This window comes from Flavobacterium sp. ZB4R12 (assembly GCF_048276375.1).
Lineage (GTDB): Bacteria > Bacteroidota > Bacteroidia > Flavobacteriales > Flavobacteriaceae > Flavobacterium > Flavobacterium gawalongense.
The window spans coordinates 31,991-50,122 of sequence record NZ_JBLNKS010000005.1 but is presented as its reverse complement, the minus strand read 5'-3'; the positions used below and the strand labels follow the sequence as shown (position 1 = coordinate 50,122).

Sequence of the window (18,132 nt, the reverse complement as noted above, 5' to 3'; positions counted from 1 at the left end):
GTATTATTTTGAAGTTGAATAAGAATATGGATAACTACTCGCGGAAGTTCCTCTTTGATTATTAGGAGTATTGTTCATGTCAAAATCCAATACCGTTCCTTTGAGTAAATCAAAATGATTGATATAGTTCTTTGTGTAAGTGGAATTATTCCATTTTAATTCCTGAACATATTTATTATCTTCCGAATTACCCGGAGCATTTATGATTACTTCTTTTCCATTTTCTAATTGCAACGTTACTTTCTTAAATAAAGGCGCTCCAAGAACATACTCTTCTGTAGCCGGACAAACAGGATAAAACCCCATCGCTGAAAAAACATACCAAGCCGACGTTTGTCCGTTATCTTCATCACCACAATATCCGTCTGCCGTTGGTTTGTACAAACGGTTCATTACTTCTCTGGACCAATATTGTGTTTTCCAAGGCTGACCAGCGTAGTTATACAAATAGATCATGTGCTGAATAGGTTGGTTGCCGTGCGCATATTGTCCCATATTCATGATTTGCATTTCCCGAATTTCGTGAATAACGGAGCCATAATAACTTTCGTCAAAAACTGGAGGCATACTAAAAACAGCGTCCAATTTAGTAGTGAATGCCTTTTCGCCACCCATTAAATCAACCAAGCCTTGCACATCATGAAAAACACTCCAGCTGTAATGCCAACTGTTCCCTTCGGTAAAAGCATCTCCCCATTTGAAAGGATTAAAATCAGCAGGAAAACTTCCGTCTTTATTTCTTCCACTCATGAGTTTGAATGATGGATTAAAAACGTTTTTATAATTCATCATTCGTTTTTCAAACAAATTAATTTCTTTTTTGGGACGGTTTAAGGCTTTCGCCAATTTCCAAATAGCAAAATCATCATAAGCGTATTCTAATGTCCTTGCCGCATTTTCATTAATCTTTACATCATACGGCACATAACCCAAAGTATTGTAATACGCAGCGCCTTTTCTCCCTACCGCATCCATTGGCCCTTCATTATTGGCTCCATGCAACAAGGCTTCATACAATGTATTGATATCATAATCCCGCAATCCTTTCATATAAGCATCTGAAACAACGGATGCCGAATTATTTCCCACCATCACATTTCTAAATCCCGGGCTGGACCATTCCGGCAGAAATCCACCTTCTTTATAATCATTAATCAAACCTTCCTGCATTTCTTTATTTATGGAAGGATAAACTAAATTCAGTAATGGGTACAAGGCGCGGAAAGTGTCCCAGAAACCAGTACCGGCATACATATAACCCGGCAACACTTTGCCATTATACGGACTATAATGCATAATTTTTCCTTTCGAATCTATCTCATAATGTTTTTGAGGAAAACATGCGGTACGGTACAAACAAGAATAAAAAGTTTTGAATTGTTCGTCACTGCCACCTTCCACTTTTACTTTCCCTAAAACTTTATTCCATTCTTCTTTTGATTCCGCAACGGTTTTTTCAAAAGAAGCATTCCCTAATTCCGTTTTCAAATTCAACTCAGCTTGCTCAAGGCTTATAAATGAAGAAGCGACTCTGACATTGATTTTCTCTCCTTTTTTAGTTTTAAAACTCACCACAGCACCTGCATGATTGGCTAAACTTTCTAATTTATCTTTTTCCAAAATAGTGTCTTTCCAAGTATAATTCGATGAAAAAGACTTGTCGAATACTAGCACAAAATAATTCTTGAAATTAGCAGGAACGCCACCGCTATTGCGAGTCGTGTATCCTATAATTTTATTTTCAGATGGAATTATCTTAACATAAGACCCTTTATCAAAAGCATCAATTACAATAGAAGATTGTTGGTTTTCAGGAAAAGTAAATTGAAAATGTGCCGCTCTTTCGGTAGTGGTTAATTCAGTAGTCACATCATAATCGGCAAGATATACGCTGTAATAATACGGCTTCACAGTTTCAGATTTATGACTGAACCAACTGGCTCTTTCCTCTTCTTTAAAAACTAATTTCCCAGTAACCGGCATGATGGAGAACTGTCCGTAATCATTCATCCACGGAGACGGCTGATGCGTTTGTTTGAACCCTCGAATTTTTTCAGCGGTATAGGTATAAATCCATCCGTCTCCCATTTTACCGGTTTGCGGTGTCCAAAAATTCATCCCCCAAGGTCTTGCAATCGCCGGGTAGGTATTCCCATTAGAAAGACTGTGTACGGATTGTGTGCCCATCAAAGGATTTACATATTCTACTGGATCTAAAACTTTGGTCTGTGCATTTGCAACAACACAGAGTAACATTAAACCAAAAATCAAACTATTCTTTTTCATAATTTTAATATAAAATAATTTCTAATACCGATAGCTCAATATCATTAAGTTAAGGATTCGTCAGTTCGAGTTGAGTAAAAATTTGCGATAGAAAATTTTTACGAAGTATCGAGAACTCTCAGTTAATTAAGGCTTCTCGATACTATTTTAAACATTAAAGCTATCGCATTAATATTTAAAATCACTCGAAGTGACGGTCAAAATCTCTTAACTTAATGTTATTGCCCGATAGCTATTGGGACTCTCCAAAATAGAGAGCAAACTACATATAACTGAACACTGAGCACTAAATACTGAACACTATTACAACGGTCTATCCTCTTTTTTCACTCCCCAAGTTCCCGAAGGTTTGCTTCCCATATATAATTTCAATTCCCCTCCTTTTACAATCATATCGTGAGTGATATAAGATTTTGTATACGGTTTCCCATTGTATTCCGCTTTCTGAATGTAAATATTAGTGCTGCTATTATCTATAGCATTTAATGTAAATGAAATACCGTCTTTATTTTTTACGGTTGCATTATTTACCAATGGGCTTCCCAAGATATAAATCCCATTCGCTGGATTAACCGAATAAAATCCCATTGCCGAGAAAACATACCAAGCCGACATTTGTCCCAAATCTTCGTTACCGCATAATCCATCTGGTTTTGTGGAATAAAATTTATCGTCAATTTCCCGAATCAGTTTTGCCGTTTTCCAAGGTTGTCCTGCATAGGCATACAAATAGGGAATATGATGATTGGGTTCGTTTCCTTGCGCATATTGCCCGATCAAACCGCTAATATCCGGGGAAGCTTCTTCGCCTTCTACTTTGTCAGTTATTAGGAATAGAGCATCTAACTTGGCTAAAAACTTATCTTCACTTCCAAACAAATCAATTAAACCATAAGGATCTTGAGGCACTAACCAAGTGTATTGCCACGCATTTCCTTCTACATAATCATCTTTGCGATGGGCAGATGAAAGCGGATTAAAAGGCGTTCTCCAATTTCCATTGGCTAATTTTCCTCTCATAAACGTTGTTTCTTTATCAAAATAAAGTTTATACAAATTGGCTCTTTTTGAAAAATAAGCAAAATCCTCGGTCTTGTTCAAGGCTTTTGCCATCTGGGCCACACACCAATCATCGATGGCATATTCCAAAGCATTTCCAACGGTTTCTAACATCGTATCAGCAGGAATGTATTGTAGTTTTTGAACATAATCCATTCCGTCACGGGTTTGCATCGCCGTTTTCTTGATGGCTTCATAAGCAAGTGCCGTATCATAATCTCGGTAGCCTTTTAGATACGCATCTACAATAACAGCAATCGAATGATTTCCATTCATGGTATTGGTTTCGTTACCCATCAAGTGCCAAACCGGTAATCTTCCTTGTTGCTGATAGATTGCCAAAAATGATTTGACAATATCATTAATTTTATCGGGCTGTGTAATGGTGTACAAAGGATGCAAAGCACGGTACGTATCCCAAAGCGAAAAAGTGGTATAATTTGTGAAATTTGCTTTTTCATATACTTTTTTATCTGTTCCTCTATAATCGCCATTAACATCATTAAAAATAGAAGGCGCAAACGCCGTATGGTACAAGGAAGTGTAAAAAACTTTCATCGTTTTTTCATCGGCCTTAATCTGAATTTTATTTAATTCGGTATTCCATTTTGAATTGGCTTGTTTCACCGTTTTAGTAAAATCCCAACTTGGAATCTCCGCTTTTATATTTGCGGAAGCATTCTCATAACTCACCGGAGAAAGACCAACTTTGACTAAAACCTGTTTGTTTTTTAAAGTTGCAAAATCAATAACAGCTTTCATTCGGACACCTTCTCCTTGATTTCCTAACACCGCTGAAACATTGTCATACAAGGAAATATTCGCAATAGGTTCCGAAAATTCCATTGTAAAATATACCCTTTGATCATCAGCCCAACCTTTCGAATGACGATAGCCAACAATGGTCTTGGCTCCTGTTTTTTTTATGAATGTTTTCATTGGTTTATCCCAACCAATACCATCAGCCAAATCAAGTAAAATATGGGAATCATCGCTAGAATTAAAAGTGTATTTATGAAATCCTACTCTTTCGGTTGCCGTTAACTCTGCTTTTATTTTGTATTTATCAAGTAAAACACTGTAATATCCAGGCTTAGTAATTTCATTTTTATGTGAAAAATAAGAACCATAACCGGTAACCATATCTTCTTTTGTTCCTTTGGTAAGCGGCACTTTTCCTGACACCGGCAATAAAAGAATATCATTCAAATCTCCAATTCCAGTCCCGCTCAAATGAGTATGTGTAAATCCCAATATCGTATTACTCGCGTAATTATAGCCACTGCACCAATCCCAACCCTCAAAAACATTTACTGGTCCTAGTTGTACAGCACCAAAAGGCACATTAGCACCCACAAAAACATGACCATGACCAGCAGAACCAATCAAAGGGTTAACATATTGAGTGTAATCTAAACTGTTTTGTTTTTTAGCTTTTACCTGTGAAGTTACAGGCAAAGTGAATAAAATAATTATTGAGAAAACAATGTGTTTATATTTTGTAACCATTTTGTTTTTGTTTTATATGACTTGCGTACTGTAGAAATAGATCTCTCTAAAAAAATGGAACACAGATGACACGGATTAAACGGATTTACGCAGATTCAGCATTTATAATTAGTTGGATTAAAAAACAACATTTAGTCCTGTTCGGATTGTAGTATTGCTTTCGTTTTAAAATTAATCATTACCAACTTACAAACAGCAACTTACATTAAATTTTATTAGTTTTTATTTGTATCTGTTAAGCACATCATACAATGACGTAACTGTTATAATAGGCTTGATTATCTTCCCTTCGAACGAAATTATTCTTTCTTCTCCTGCATCCAAATCCATATAATTAGTACTTAATTTTCCTTTGTATCCCTTAATTTCCACATATACATATTTAGCTGATTTCAGAGCTTTAATTATTATTTCATTTCCTTTAATTGTCCAACTGATTTTAGGATTTTCCAATTTCAAATCTATAGGACGAGTCAGGTCTATTTCAGGTGTTTTATCATCCCGGTACGCTTCCCGCATGGCATACCAAGCTGCTTTGGGTTGTCGGTTATAATAGTCCGTAACACTCCAACTCGCCACAGGCCAACAATCATTCAATTGCCAAACTAAAGTTCCCATATTATAAGGCGCTTTGGAACGGTGAATCCCAATAATATTCTTTAGCGAATAATGCTGCAAACACTGCGTAAGATAAGTATAATCGGCCACTTTCATATTTTTCACTTTGGTGGAATCAATAAAATAGCGGTTCAAGTAGGAGTTTAACTTTGTAAAACCTTTCCCTGCTTTTTGATGTGCTTTTAATACATCCGAAAATAAATAACGATCTTCAGGTGACGTAAATTTTTCTATTGAAGAATAATTCGGCATCGCTTGCATTCCGTATTCACTGACAAAACGTCCTGTTTTATTTTTAACCACTTCAATATCTTCCAGTCCCCACCAAGTTCCCCAATAATGGCTATCGCCTTCTGTAATGCTTTTCTCTTTACCCCAACCAAATAATGGCGAGCTGCTGATATACGGTCTCTTATCATCTACTTCTTTTACCCATTTTGGAATACTGTCCTGAAACAAGCGAACATAATCTTTCCATAAACGAGTCGAATCCTGCTTTGACATATTCATCGATTTTTGCCATCCCCAATTTTTAAATGCTTCATCAGATTCGTTATTACCACACCACAAAATAATACTTGGATGATGCCGCAAACGCTTCACTTGGTATTGAACTTCTTCTTTTACATTGTCGAAAAAAGCTTTGTCTCCGGGAACCATGGTTCCTGCAAACATGAAATCCTGCCAAACGTTGATTCCGTATTTATCACATAAATCATAGAAATAATCATCTTCATAAATACCGCCACCCCAAACACGAAGCATATTCATATTGGCGTCTTTGGCCATGGCAATTACCTTTTCATATTCCTTTTTGGTAACTCTCGAAAGAAAAGCATCCGATGGAATATAATTCGCTCCTTTCATATAAACCGGCTTGTCGTCGATTTTAAAATAAAATGATTTTCCAAGGCTGTCCGGTTGTTGCACCAATTCTATTTTACGATTTAAAACATATGCCTTCTCTGGTGTTTTTTCATCGAAAGTTTCCAATCGCACTTCTTTCCAAATGCCGCAAGTCGTAAATTTAGGTCCCCAATCCCATCCAAAATGATACTGTGCTTTCCGAGCATACAAACGAGGATTATCTGGAATTACAAAAGGCAAATCTTTCTTGGCAAGTAAATCAACTACATTTTGCGCCGATAAAAAGACAATCACTAATTTATTCGTACCGGGATGCAAATACTTTTTCACATCAACACGCCATTGGCGAAACATATTATCCGCTTTTAGAATCAATTTGCCATTAAGATAAACCGATGCATAGGTATCCAATCCGTCAAAAACAAGTTCCGTATTTTTTCTCTTTAAAATTTCTGCACTAATCTGAAAAGACGTTTTATATTCCCAGTTTTTTTTCTCAATCCACTGCAGTTTTTTCTCATTATCACGGTAGTATGGATCCGGAATGAGTTTGTTATTCAACAAATCAGTATGCACTTCTCCCGGCACTGTTGCGGCATTCCATTTTACCGTTTTCTCCTGACGAAATTGCCAGCCGTTTTTTAAAACTACTGAACTATTTTGGGCATTCGTCACAAAGGACAAGTTTGCCAAGCAAATAATGATTAACCAATAAAAGCCTTTTTTACATTTCATTGTGATTCGGTATTTTTAAATTATTACTGTGCTGATTTATTTTAAGTTACATTTTTCTTTTTTGAACCCAAAATTTTTCTAATTTAATTCTCATTAGTATTTTATAAATACATTCTTAAAATAAAAGAGGGAGTATCGTTTGTAACAACATCCCTCCTTTCAGGTCCTGTTCCTTCAGAATAACTAACAAAAATCAGTAAACATTACCTCTTAAAAAAACAATTTTATTATACTATACACAGTAAAAATTGATTTTTTTATTTAATGAAAAGCACTTTCATTTTCTAAAAGCATATTCTATATGAAATATACGTTGTTGATTAAATATAAACCTAGCACTTTTTTATACTTGCTTAGGGCAAAACTAACATCAATATAAAAGTATTCGCAACAAATGAAGCTTTTTTAGATTGGTTTTAAAAGATCGTTGCTCATAATTCCATTTTTTTCAGCAGAGAACAATTTTGTCTGTTGCGAAAAAAAGAGATTAAAAACATTTTATTAATCCTTACAAATAACCCAGAAGTCGCAAATCCTAAAGTTTTTAAAGTCCAAAAGCCAGTAAATGAGTGTAAAATCTACATTTTGAATCTCACCATTTTGGTACAGCCAATTTTTATGAAATGTAGCAAGACTTTATGACTGTGGCTTTAGGGAAGTACTAATATCTTTTTGTACTTTCTCGTTTCTTACAAATAAGCCTTTTATTATTAAAAAAATAAGCCGGGCAGGTATATGCTACCCGACTCATTTTATTTATTTTGCATTCTAAATCATTTAGTGTTTAGCCCACCAAAGCGGAGTCAATACATCATCTGTACCTCCTAAAAATCCTACCGCTTGTGCATACCCTTTTACATTTGAATTTCTCAAACCTGACGGATATTTCAATCGTTGCGGGAAGAAATTCACCTGATTAGCCATAAAGTTAGATGCATTTAAAGCCGGTAAATTTGGTAGAGCATTTTCAATTGCAGGATTTTCAAAGAAAGGCAATCCTAATCTTCTATGATCATTCCATGTTTCTAATGGCAACCAAGGAGTTTGTGCAATGAATTTCTGGGTTATAATTTTTGTCAATAAATCATTTTTCACAGCTCCATTTTTATACAAAGTATTTTTAGGGTATAAAATTGTAGCTACTCCAGGTAAATTTGTATAACCGTCTACGTAATTCATCGCATAGCTTGTAGAAGGTTCTGCAGTGTGTGTCCAACTTACAGAAGTACCTGCTCTGTTATAATCTTCCGAAGCAAGGTAAGCACTCAAATGAGAAGAAACACCCCAATAGGTAAAATTCGCTTTGATTCCCTCCTCATAAGCATCTTTACCACTCATTGGAACAGCCCAACCTTTAACAGCTGCTTCGGCTAACAGGAAATAGGTTTCCCATGGAGCAAAAAAGATACGTTTACTTGCACTACCTCTGAACTGTTGAGACAAACGTGGCATGGTGCCATTGAAGGCTCTTACTCTATTTTTACTGCCCAACGCTCCCCAGTCTCCCGCCGCGAAAGCATTCCAGGTATTCTTTGCGTCAATTGTTTTAACCACTGCGCCACTAGCATTTATTAAAGTTTGTGTTGTAGTCTCTGAATCATTATCCCATGAAGGATAACCAGAGAAATTTGAATTGGTGAAATCACCAGGAATATTAAATGCTTTATAGGCACGAGGGTCTATCGCATTTGGCAAACCGTCTAACCAATATCCCGCTGCCGGTTCATTCGTTTTCATTGAAAAATGATCCGCAAATTTTAATCCGATATAATTAGCCGGTTTTACACTGGCATGAAAAGAAGAGGCTAATTGATCAGTTGATTTCACACCACCTAAACCTACAAACAGGTTATTTAATGTTACAGACATCAATTGCGGATTCCATTCACGACTCATTACCCCAGTCAAAGCATCCCAGCCCCCTTTTTCTTGTACTTGAAACGTATCAGCAGTACCAGTCATCAAATCTCCACTGGCCGCAGCCTCAAATTCAGATTTTGCTTTAGCCGGATCTACTTCAGACAAACGCATTGCCAAACGAAGACGCATGGAATTAGCATACTTTCTCCACTTTACGTAATTATATTCAAAAGCAGGATCATGTTTCTTTAAGAGATCAGGATTTACAACCGCAACATCTAATTTTTCAGAAGCGTCTTTAAGTTCTGCCAACAAGAAATAGTAAACAGTTTTCAAATCCACAAATTCCGGATTTGTTCCTTGAAATGCGTTAATGGCTATAGGTCCAAAGTTATCGGCAAGTTCACTCATCAGATAAACTCTCCAGATACGCGCAACCTGAATTAGATTTTTGGAGTATGCTTTTACGTTTCCTTTAGCCTCTTTCTCTTCAGCTACTTGAATAGCGGTATTTGCCGAATTTAACCAACCTGAAATATAGCTGTAATAATCGCCAGACCAACCATCATCAAGATTTCCGCCAGATATACCTGTCCTTAATTGCTGATGTCCTGCCGTTTTCCAATAAAGCACAAAAGCTCTTTCGGCTATATGAGGATCCATTTGCGCCCCAATAATGGAGTTATTTATGAAATACTCAATTTGTACCTGATCAGCAGTTGCGGCATTAGGGTCCTTGTTAATCTCATCGAAATTTTCACAAGAAGCCAGCAATGTTACCATTGCTAAAGCTATACTTGATTTTTTAAATATATTTTTCATGTTATAAAATTTTATAATTGATTAAAAACTCAATGCCAGATTTACCAAAAAGGTACGAACGGTTGGCGCACCTCCATTTTCAAAACCTACCGCATTGGTACCGGTAGCAAAAACAGATTCTGGATCAAGTCCATTCATATGACTTTTAATCATCCAAACATTATTGCAGGAAACCCCAATTTTGGCCTTTTGTATAGCCGTTTTAGCTAAAAATTTAGAAGGAAAATCATAATTTAACTGAACATTTCTTAGACGAATGTTGCTTGCATCATATATATTAGCTTCCGTTATACCTAGGTTGTCTGCTCCAGCAATTGCGCCCCAATACAATTGAGGACTTACTGCCTTGGTGTTTTGTGCATAACCTGTACCGCTCACGACAACTCCATCTGCCACGATATCATCTCTTAATCCGTTTACAACAGTTACAGATGCGGTTCCGCTTTGTTGCATATCTGCCAATGTACCTGAGAACATTTTGCCTCCAAATCTGGCGTCAATCAAAAACGATAAAGACACTCCTTTATACCCAAATGTATTAGTTAGACCAAGCATAGCTTTTGCCTGCTGATTTCCTAAACTTACCGGAGCTCCATTGGCTTTTTGTGGCAGCCCAGTTGCATTTATAACCAGTTGCCCGAATGAAGGACTCGTTTCATCAGTAACTCTTAAAAATTTACTACCATAGATTTCTCCATAAGCCTTACCTACTTCAGCGACAACAGAAATGTTATCAAACCCTCCTAAAGTGTATTGTGTTACCCCTTCAGCAAGTGCTACAATTTTACTTTGGTTGGTAGAGAAATTAGCAGAAACATTCCACAATAATGAATTTTGATTGGTCAAAATCTTTCCATCTACCACCAATTCAACTCCTTTGTTCTGAATGTCCCCGGCATTAATTTTCTTAGCGCTATAACCACTTGATGGATCCATTGGAAGATTTAACAACTGATTGGTAGCATTGGATTTGTAAACCGACACATCAACACCAAACCTGCTTTTGAAAAAACGCAATTCTGCTCCAAATTCTGTTGATTTAATCAACTCACTTTTCACATTCTCATCAAACAAAATATTACCTCTTGAAGCTGTTGTATTACCATTTGGATCCTTCCCTATTCCATAAACATTCTCTAACTGATAAGGATCTAAGTCATTCCCTACTGATGCATAACTGGCCCTTAATTTACCATAGGTAAACCATTCTGGCAAATCGGTATTCATAGCCGCAAACATATCCGTAAACACATACGAAAGACTTACTGACGGATAAAAGAACGAACGGTTTTTCTTACTTAATGCAGAAGACCAGTCATTTCTAAAAGTGGCATCCAAGTACAAATAGCCATCGTAACTAAGCTGGGCCGATCCAAAAACAGAATTGATTGATTTTTTACTAAATCTCTCTCCAACACTTGGATTCCCCTCAGCATTACCTAATGAAAATAAATTAGGCACTACCAATTGACCTGCACTAGCACCAATTGAAGACGATTTACGATCCATCAAGTTACCTCCTAGTGTAGCCATACCTCCAAATTTTCCAAAAAGATCATCTTTTTTGGCAATCAACAAAGCTTGGTAATTCGTTTCGGTAAATGTACCTTTTCCAGAACTATATCTTCCTGTGGGAGTTAAAGGACTGCCTGCATACGTTTTGGCATTTGAGCTATTGGTGTACATATCGGCACCTGCTTTGATTTCGGCATTCAACCAGCTTGTTATATCATATTTTAACGAGGCGTTCATCATAAAACGATCTCTTATGTCTTCGTTAATATTGAATTTTTTAGCCCAATACGGATTAATTCCACTTCCGCCTCCAAACCAAATCATATTACCGGCAGCATCGGCAGCATCGCTGAATTGGGTAATATCAACCGATCTAGGAAACAAGTTCAACAAATGAAATGGGTTGTTAGAGACATTTGGTCCGCCTATAGGTCTATTGTTTGCTTTTGCATTGGTATATTGAACTTTAGTATCTACAGTCCAGCGATCACCCTCACCAAATTTAGTTACTGCTCTTGCCAGTAAGTTCGTTCTGCCCAATTTAGCGCCAGGAATCATGCTCTGATCCTCCATGCGGTTGAAAGAAGTATAAATAGATGTTTTTTGAATGGATTGTTGAAACGAAACGCTGTTGTTTTTAGTAATTCCGACACCACTGAAATAATTACCTACGTTATCATAAGAAGCCAAAGACTCACTTACTCCATTCCAATTTACCAAATTTTGCCCTGCAATTTTAGGTCCCCAACTTGAATTAGAACGCGGATCAGTTACATTATCAGAACCCTGACCAAAATCATTTTGCTGTTTGGGTCTGGTAAAAATACTTTCAAATCCAACAGAAGAAGTAAAAGTAATTCCCAATCCTTTTTGCTTTTTACCTGTTTTAGTAGTAATCAAAATTACTCCATTACCTGCTCTAGAGCCATAAAGAGCCGCGGCAGAAGGCCCTTTTAATACCGAAAGGCTTTCAATATCTTCAGGATTGATATCAGCGATACCATTACCCATATCAAGACTTGGATTCCAATAATCATTATTGGAAGCACCCGTAAAGTTGTCCATAGGTACTCCATCCACAACAATCAAAGGTTGGTTATCTCCTGTCAAGGAATTAAAACCTCTCAAAACCAATTTTGAAGATCCTCCAGGACCTGCACTGGAACGTACTACCTGTAAACCTGCTACTTTTCCAGTTAGCGCATTAGCCAGATTGGGTTCTCTGGCTTCTACCAGACTACTTCCTTTTATTTCCTGAACGGCGTAACCTAACGATTTTTTTTGCTTTTTGATTCCCAAAGCCGTTACTACAACTTCCCCTAACTCTTGTGTGTTTTCAGCCAACACAACAGTAATATTATTTTCATTTTCAGTAACATCTACTGATTTTGAAGTAAACCCGATAGATGATATTGTCAGGGTTACTTTACCCGAAGGGATCATCACCGCAAAGTGCCCGTCCGAATCTGTTATTGTACTGATGGATTTCCCTTTTACCTTTATGGTTGCAGAAACAACACCCTTGTTTCCTGCATCCGCTACTACGCCTGTTATGGATCGGTTTTGTGCTATTGCGCCAAAGCAGCTGAGCATAACCAATCCTAACACTGCTAAAATTCGTTTCATAAGCAATTGTTTTAGTTTGTTTTTGGTTTTGTTTTAAAATATTAATAAAAAAAATAAGAACTTAATTTTAAAATAGAACTCTAATAAATTCTCAGATCCTACTCTAATTTCTTGCACTTTAAATACTATAAATCGATTGCTTAAATCGATTTAATAATTGGAAGAAAAAAATTGTTGCATTTCAATATTTTAAAATAGCTTACTATTCTTACTAAACAAAAATCGAGTTGAGCAACTACATCGATTTCGCAAATAAAAATAGCATCCAGATTTCCTGTTTTTTAAGCTATTCCATCTCTCAATCAAAAATAGAATAGAGCAATTATCGATTTTGCGATTAACAAAAAAACAATATGAATTTTCAACTCCTAAATAGTTATTCCAATACTTTATAAAAATTGTATGAAACAACTATGTTTACTTAATAAGTAAATGAAAATCAGCTACATTTTCATCTTTTAAATAACCTCCACTTCGAATAAGATCATATTTAAATTACTAAATCGATTTAGCAATTTGATAAAAAAAAACGAACCGTCATTTTTTACTCTAAAATGACTAATCCTAATCTAAATTATACCGATTCCCTTATAACTAGTCTCCCTTTTTGAAGCACCTTCTCTATCACAAAATCCCTATCATCCATCATTTGATCCATAAGCATCTCAACAGCTTTTACCGCAATAGCATCAATGGGTTGTTCAATAACAGATATTGGTGGTGTATGCAATCTAAAACTATAATGATCATCAAAACTGATAATCGACAAATCCTCCGGTATTTTTAAACCCATTTTACGAAAAGCCTGTAGTCCCGCAAGACCCATATAATTAGCAGAAAAGAGCACTGCATCAATCCCAGGGTTCTTTTCAAAAAAATGAACTATGGCTTCAATTTTAGTATCTTCATTACTATGATAATCTAAATGAAGAATAAGGGATTCATTGTAAAGTCCCGCCTCTTTCATTGCATCAACATAGCCCTTTTCCCTTAATTGCATCTGAATCATTCCTGATGTATTATTAACTAAAGCAATAGTACGACGCCCGTTCTTTATAAGAAATTGTGTTGCGGAATAAGCCCCTTCATAATTATCCATAACAACATGACTAACATTTTGCCCCGGAAAATACCTGTCAATCAATACCACAGGTTTTTTTAATTTCATAAGGTGATCGATACTTTTTTCCAACTTTTCTGTTGGAGTAATAATAAAGCCATCCACATTTGCCTGAAGAAGACTTTGTATCAGTTCATCAGAACGGTCATCATCATCACCGGTACTGCAATAAAAAACCCTGTAACCCAGCTTTTTTGCCTCGTCCTCTATTACCCTCGCGAGATCGGAAAAAAATTGATTCGAAATATCCTCAACAATAAGACCAATCGATCTTGTCTTTCCTGTACGAAGACTACTCGCAATCATATTAGGTCTGTAATGTAGCTTTTCAGCAACATCCTGCACCTTTTTAATAACAGCCTTGCTAATGTTCATTTTTTCACCCTTATCGTTAAGGACAAAAGATACCGTAGAGATAGAAACCTTAGCTTCCATGGCAATATCTTTAATAGTGATTTTTTTCATTTAGCGCGTTAATTTTGTATTAAACTGTTATTAATTCTGTCACAAATATATATAAAAATAGTTACAAAATCGTTTTAGTAAATATTTTTTTTAAAGAATTATTTTTTTAAAGTTAATAAACAAACAAAAACACAGTAATTGAGGACATTTACAGATATATCCCTATAACTGAATAATAAACAAATTCGCATTAAAATTTGATTTCCGACTAATCGCCATCTGATAAAACAACACTTTCTTCCTGAGGGTATTATCAAGATTGTTTAATAAACCAAACTGTTTAGCAGGATATTATTCTTTTTCTTTAAAATAATTAGTTCTCCACATTTCGTATCGTTTCTTCCTCATCGAGAACATCTTCCAGGAATTTAAAGGTGTACTCCGTTGGAGCATATACATCCGTAAAAACGCCCCATGTTTCTTGTACTAGTTTTACCTTTCCGTTTACCAATTCCTGTTTACTTTTTTCAGAAATCATGTTATCAGGAAGATCTCTTTTTTGATTTGGAAAACAACTTAACATTGGGTAGGCAGCAATTGCAGCACTACTGTGACCTGAAATCTCAATTTCCGGTATTACTGTAATGTATCTAAAGGACAAGCATTAAAAGTTTTTAACAAATGTTTAGTGATCTATCAATATAATTTAGCTAACTTTATATGAATATTTGTAGAGTACAAATGAAAAAAATTCAGATAATATTAATCATTACCCTTGGCATTTTCTTGATGCCAAGTAATGGCTTTGCGTGTGGAAGAAATAAAATTAAAACTGAAAAAACCTGTTGCAAAAAAGAAACTGCCTCCAAAACAGAGAAAAAATCTTGTTGCGATAAAAGCGATAATTGCACAAAAGAATGTCGCGGTAAATGTGGACATTTTGCCTGTACTGCTGTTTCGATTCTTCAGTTTAGTATAATCAATACTTTTGATATTGATTTTAAAAATAATAATTTCAGTTTTTCGGTAGAGAAATTGAGATTTTATCAATCAGAGACCTTCGTTTCTTCTGGTTTCTATTCTATTTGGATTATACCAAAAATAAGCTAAATCCCAATTTTGACAGCCATAATTATGTCAAATTGAGAGCAATTCTCCCTTAAAATTATTTGCTTTTTTTGCTAATTACAATTATTAAATCATAGCTTAATTACTATTGTTTAGTTCTTCTATTTAGAGTTATTCAAACAGAATATTGGTAAACACTTATTAAAAAACAATAAAGTAGATATCAAATAAATTACAAAAACATTGAAAACAATAACCATATTGTTTTCAGTGGGAGGAGCCAATGCACGAATTAGAAATACTAAAACTAAAACGCCAACTTATTATCAATATTGACCATTTACAAAAGCAGGTTGGTTTAACAAAAAAAATACAATTAAAAATCATTACTGCAATTCTCTAATTAATGAATTGTGACTAAATAGCAGAAATAATCAAGTTAAATTTTAAAAAATGAAAAATGAGAACATTAATTATCGTACTAAGCGTATTCTTAGCAGTAAATTCATTGGCTGAAGCTCAAGAGGTCTCACAACCTTCGCAAAAGGAAGCTCAAAAAGCAACTTACTCTTGCCCTATGCATCCTAATGAGGTGAGTTCAGACCCTGGAAAATGTGCCAAATGTGGTATGGAAATGGTAAAAACTACCGAAAAAAAATATAAACATGCTGTAAAGGGAAGTCAGGCAGGGGTTGAAATTGTGACTAAATACGTTTGTAAAATGGATAGTACAACTTCTGATAAACCAGGAAAATGCCCTAAATGCGGAATGGATATGACTAAAACCGAAGTCCAAAAAGCAACTTACACTTGCCCTATGCATCCTAATGAGGTGAGTTCAGATCCCGGAAAATGTGCCAAATGTGGTATGGAAATGATAAAAACTACCGAAAAAAAATATAAACATGCTGTAAAAGGAAGTCAGGCAGGTGTTGAAATTGTGACTAAATACGTTTGTAAAATGGATAGTACAACTTCTGATAAACCAGGAAAATGCCCTAAATGCGGTATGGATATGACTAAAACTGACGACGTTCAAGAAACAACTTATACTTGCTCCATGCATCCTAATGAGGTGAGTTCAGATCCCGGAAAGTGTGCCAAATGTGGAATGGAAATGGTAAAAACCACTGAAAAAAAATATAAACATGCTGTAAAGGGAAGTCAGGCAGGTGTAGAAATTGTGACTAAATACGTTTGTAAAATGGATAGTACAACTTCTGACAAACCAGGAAAATGCCCTAAATGCGGTATGGAAATGATTAAAAAAGAAGGCGACAAAAAATAATCCCGTCGCATAAATTTTAAATTCCCTTTTAGTTTAATTCAATGCGCATCGTACCAATTATGACGGTGCGCTTTTAATTACAATTAAAAAGGATAGTGATGTTCCAAAATAAAAGGGTAATTGCCAAATTTAAATAATACCATTTTTAACAATTTAATAAAATAAAATGAAATACATAATTCTTTCAGCCCTAGCGATCACATTAATGATGGTTTCCTGTAACCAAAAAAACGAACAAGCCAAAACAACTAATTCAGAAACAACCGAAAACTCTTCGCAGCTTTATGCCTGTCCTATGCATCCCGAAATTACGGGAAAGAAAGGCGACAAATGCCCTAAATGTGGAATGGAATTAACAGAACCTGCAGTACAATCAACAAAGTCAACTTCAAATACTCCAACCGATGTAACAGCTGAATCAACCGCAGCACCAGTAACACATACTCAATTTAGTATCGATGAAATTATAAATAACTATTTAAAAGTGAAAAATGCACTAACTAAAGACGATACACAAAATGCAGGAAACGCTGGAAAAGTACTGTACGCAACTTTTAATGCCATAAATCCTAGTGCAATAGAAGCAAAATTGAAAAAAGAATATCTTGACATTGCAGATGATGCTAAAGAGCACGCTGAGCATATTGGTGATAACGCCGGAAAAATTGACCATCAAAGAGAACATTTCGCAATGTTGAGTGAAGATATCAATGATTTAATAAAAGTCTTTGGTACAAAACAAAAACTATTTCAGGATTCTTGCCCAATGTATGATAATGGAAAAGGGGCAATCTGGATCAGTGAAACCAAAGATATTAAAAACCCATATTACGGAAATAAAATGATGGGGTGTGGTACTGTGAAAAAGGAATTGTAAAATGAAATCAATCATCAGTAAAACAGTATTAATAGGGTTTATTCTTTTTTTGCTGGTACAATTGTATCAGCCTTCACGTAATATTGATAACGGGCAGATTTTACCTCAACATATTACCAAAGTGTATAAAGTACCTGACAATGTGCAAACTATTTTGCAAACTTCTTGTTTTGACTGCCATAGTAACAATACTAATTATCCTTGGTATTCGTATATTCAACCTGCAAGATTTTTTATGGAAGAACACATAGAGGAAGGTAAGGAAAATTTAAACTTTAGTGAATTTGGAAAGTATTCAAAGCGAAAACAAGAAAACAAACTAAAAGCTATAGTTAAACAAATAAAATCTAATGAAATGCCTTTGTCCTCTTATACTTTAATCCATAGAAATGCTGTACTTACCACTACTCAAAAAGAGGAAGTAATCGATTGGTTTAATAAAACGGAAGATAGTCTTTCATCAAAACACTAAACATT

The 18,132-nt window shown here is 35.4% G+C and carries 11 protein-coding genes; 4 read left to right on the top strand and 7 right to left on the bottom strand.

Annotated elements, in window-relative coordinates; all coding sequences use genetic code 11:
* Positions 1-3: 3 nt before the first annotated feature.
* The 7 genes from ACNO7W_RS04780 to ACNO7W_RS04750 form a co-directional block, all read right to left on the bottom strand.
* Positions 4-2,286 (bottom strand): GH92 family glycosyl hydrolase, encoded by a 2,283-nt coding sequence (locus ACNO7W_RS04780; RefSeq protein ID WP_417937240.1) that lies wholly within the window; start codon positions 2,284-2,286, stop codon positions 4-6.
* A gap of 303 nt (positions 2,287-2,589) precedes the next feature.
* Positions 2,590-4,854 (bottom strand): GH92 family glycosyl hydrolase, encoded by a 2,265-nt coding sequence (locus ACNO7W_RS04775; protein WP_417937239.1) that lies wholly within the window; start codon positions 4,852-4,854, stop codon positions 2,590-2,592.
* A gap of 222 nt (positions 4,855-5,076) precedes the next feature.
* Positions 5,077-7,074: a beta-mannosidase gene (locus ACNO7W_RS04770; protein ID WP_417937238.1), complete on the bottom strand. Its 1,998-nt coding sequence runs from the start codon at positions 7,072-7,074 to the stop codon at positions 5,077-5,079.
* Between the two features lie 777 nt (positions 7,075-7,851).
* Entirely contained in the window at positions 7,852-9,756 is a 1,905-nt protein-coding gene (locus ACNO7W_RS04765; RefSeq protein WP_417937237.1) for a SusD/RagB family nutrient-binding outer membrane lipoprotein, read from the bottom strand.
* Between the two features lie 21 nt (positions 9,757-9,777).
* Positions 9,778-12,897: a SusC/RagA family TonB-linked outer membrane protein gene (locus ACNO7W_RS04760; RefSeq protein ID WP_417937236.1), complete on the bottom strand. Its 3,120-nt coding sequence runs from the start codon at positions 12,895-12,897 to the stop codon at positions 9,778-9,780.
* Between the two features lie 574 nt (positions 12,898-13,471).
* Positions 13,472-14,482: a LacI family DNA-binding transcriptional regulator gene (locus ACNO7W_RS04755; protein ID WP_417937235.1), complete on the bottom strand. Its 1,011-nt coding sequence runs from the start codon at positions 14,480-14,482 to the stop codon at positions 13,472-13,474.
* A gap of 313 nt (positions 14,483-14,795) precedes the next feature.
* On the bottom strand, positions 14,796-15,083 hold the full coding sequence (locus ACNO7W_RS04750) for a family 20 glycosylhydrolase (protein WP_417937234.1): 288 nt from the start codon (positions 15,081-15,083) through the stop codon (positions 14,796-14,798).
* 80 nt (positions 15,084-15,163) lie between these two features.
* Here ACNO7W_RS04750 and ACNO7W_RS04745 point away from each other — a divergent pair, with 80 nt between their 5' ends.
* The 4 genes from ACNO7W_RS04745 to ACNO7W_RS04730 all read left to right on the top strand — a co-directional run bounded on the left by ACNO7W_RS04745 (position 15,164) and on the right by ACNO7W_RS04730 (position 18,127).
* Positions 15,164-15,532: a hypothetical protein gene (locus tag ACNO7W_RS04745; protein WP_417937233.1), complete on the top strand. Its 369-nt coding sequence runs from the start codon at positions 15,164-15,166 to the stop codon at positions 15,530-15,532.
* 418 nt (positions 15,533-15,950) lie between these two features.
* Complete coding sequence (locus ACNO7W_RS04740; RefSeq protein ID WP_417937232.1) at positions 15,951-16,778, top strand: heavy metal-binding domain-containing protein; 828 nt, start codon at positions 15,951-15,953, stop codon at positions 16,776-16,778.
* A 166-nt stretch (positions 16,779-16,944) separates the two neighbouring features.
* Positions 16,945-17,655, top strand: a complete 711-nt coding sequence (locus tag ACNO7W_RS04735) for a DUF3347 domain-containing protein (RefSeq protein ID WP_417937231.1) — start codon at positions 16,945-16,947, stop codon at positions 17,653-17,655.
* 1 nt (position 17,656) lies between these two features.
* Entirely contained in the window at positions 17,657-18,127 is a 471-nt protein-coding gene (locus ACNO7W_RS04730; RefSeq protein WP_417937230.1) for a heme-binding domain-containing protein, read from the top strand.
* Positions 18,128-18,132 lie beyond the last annotated feature (5 nt).

Excerpts from the sequence above, each read along its gene's own strand:
- ACNO7W_RS04780 (WP_417937240.1), bottom strand. The coding sequence starts at position 2,286 with ATGAAAAAGAATAGTTTGATTTTTGGTTTAATGTTACTCTGTGTTGTT.
- ACNO7W_RS04775 (WP_417937239.1), bottom strand. The coding sequence starts at position 4,854 with ATGGTTACAAAATATAAACACATTGTTTTCTCAATAATTATTTTATTC.
- ACNO7W_RS04770 (WP_417937238.1), bottom strand. The coding sequence starts at position 7,074 with ATGAAATGTAAAAAAGGCTTTTATTGGTTAATCATTATTTGCTTGGCA.
- ACNO7W_RS04765 (WP_417937237.1), bottom strand. The coding sequence starts at position 9,756 with ATGAAAAATATATTTAAAAAATCAAGTATAGCTTTAGCAATGGTAACA.
- ACNO7W_RS04760 (WP_417937236.1), bottom strand. The coding sequence starts at position 12,897 with ATGAAACGAATTTTAGCAGTGTTAGGATTGGTTATGCTCAGCTGCTTT.
- ACNO7W_RS04755 (WP_417937235.1), bottom strand. The coding sequence starts at position 14,482 with ATGAAAAAAATCACTATTAAAGATATTGCCATGGAAGCTAAGGTTTCT.
- ACNO7W_RS04745 (WP_417937233.1), top strand. The coding sequence starts at position 15,164 with ATGAAAAAAATTCAGATAATATTAATCATTACCCTTGGCATTTTCTTG.
- ACNO7W_RS04740 (WP_417937232.1), top strand. The coding sequence starts at position 15,951 with ATGAGAACATTAATTATCGTACTAAGCGTATTCTTAGCAGTAAATTCA.
- ACNO7W_RS04735 (WP_417937231.1), top strand. The coding sequence starts at position 16,945 with ATGAAATACATAATTCTTTCAGCCCTAGCGATCACATTAATGATGGTT.
- ACNO7W_RS04730 (WP_417937230.1), top strand. The coding sequence starts at position 17,657 with ATGAAATCAATCATCAGTAAAACAGTATTAATAGGGTTTATTCTTTTT.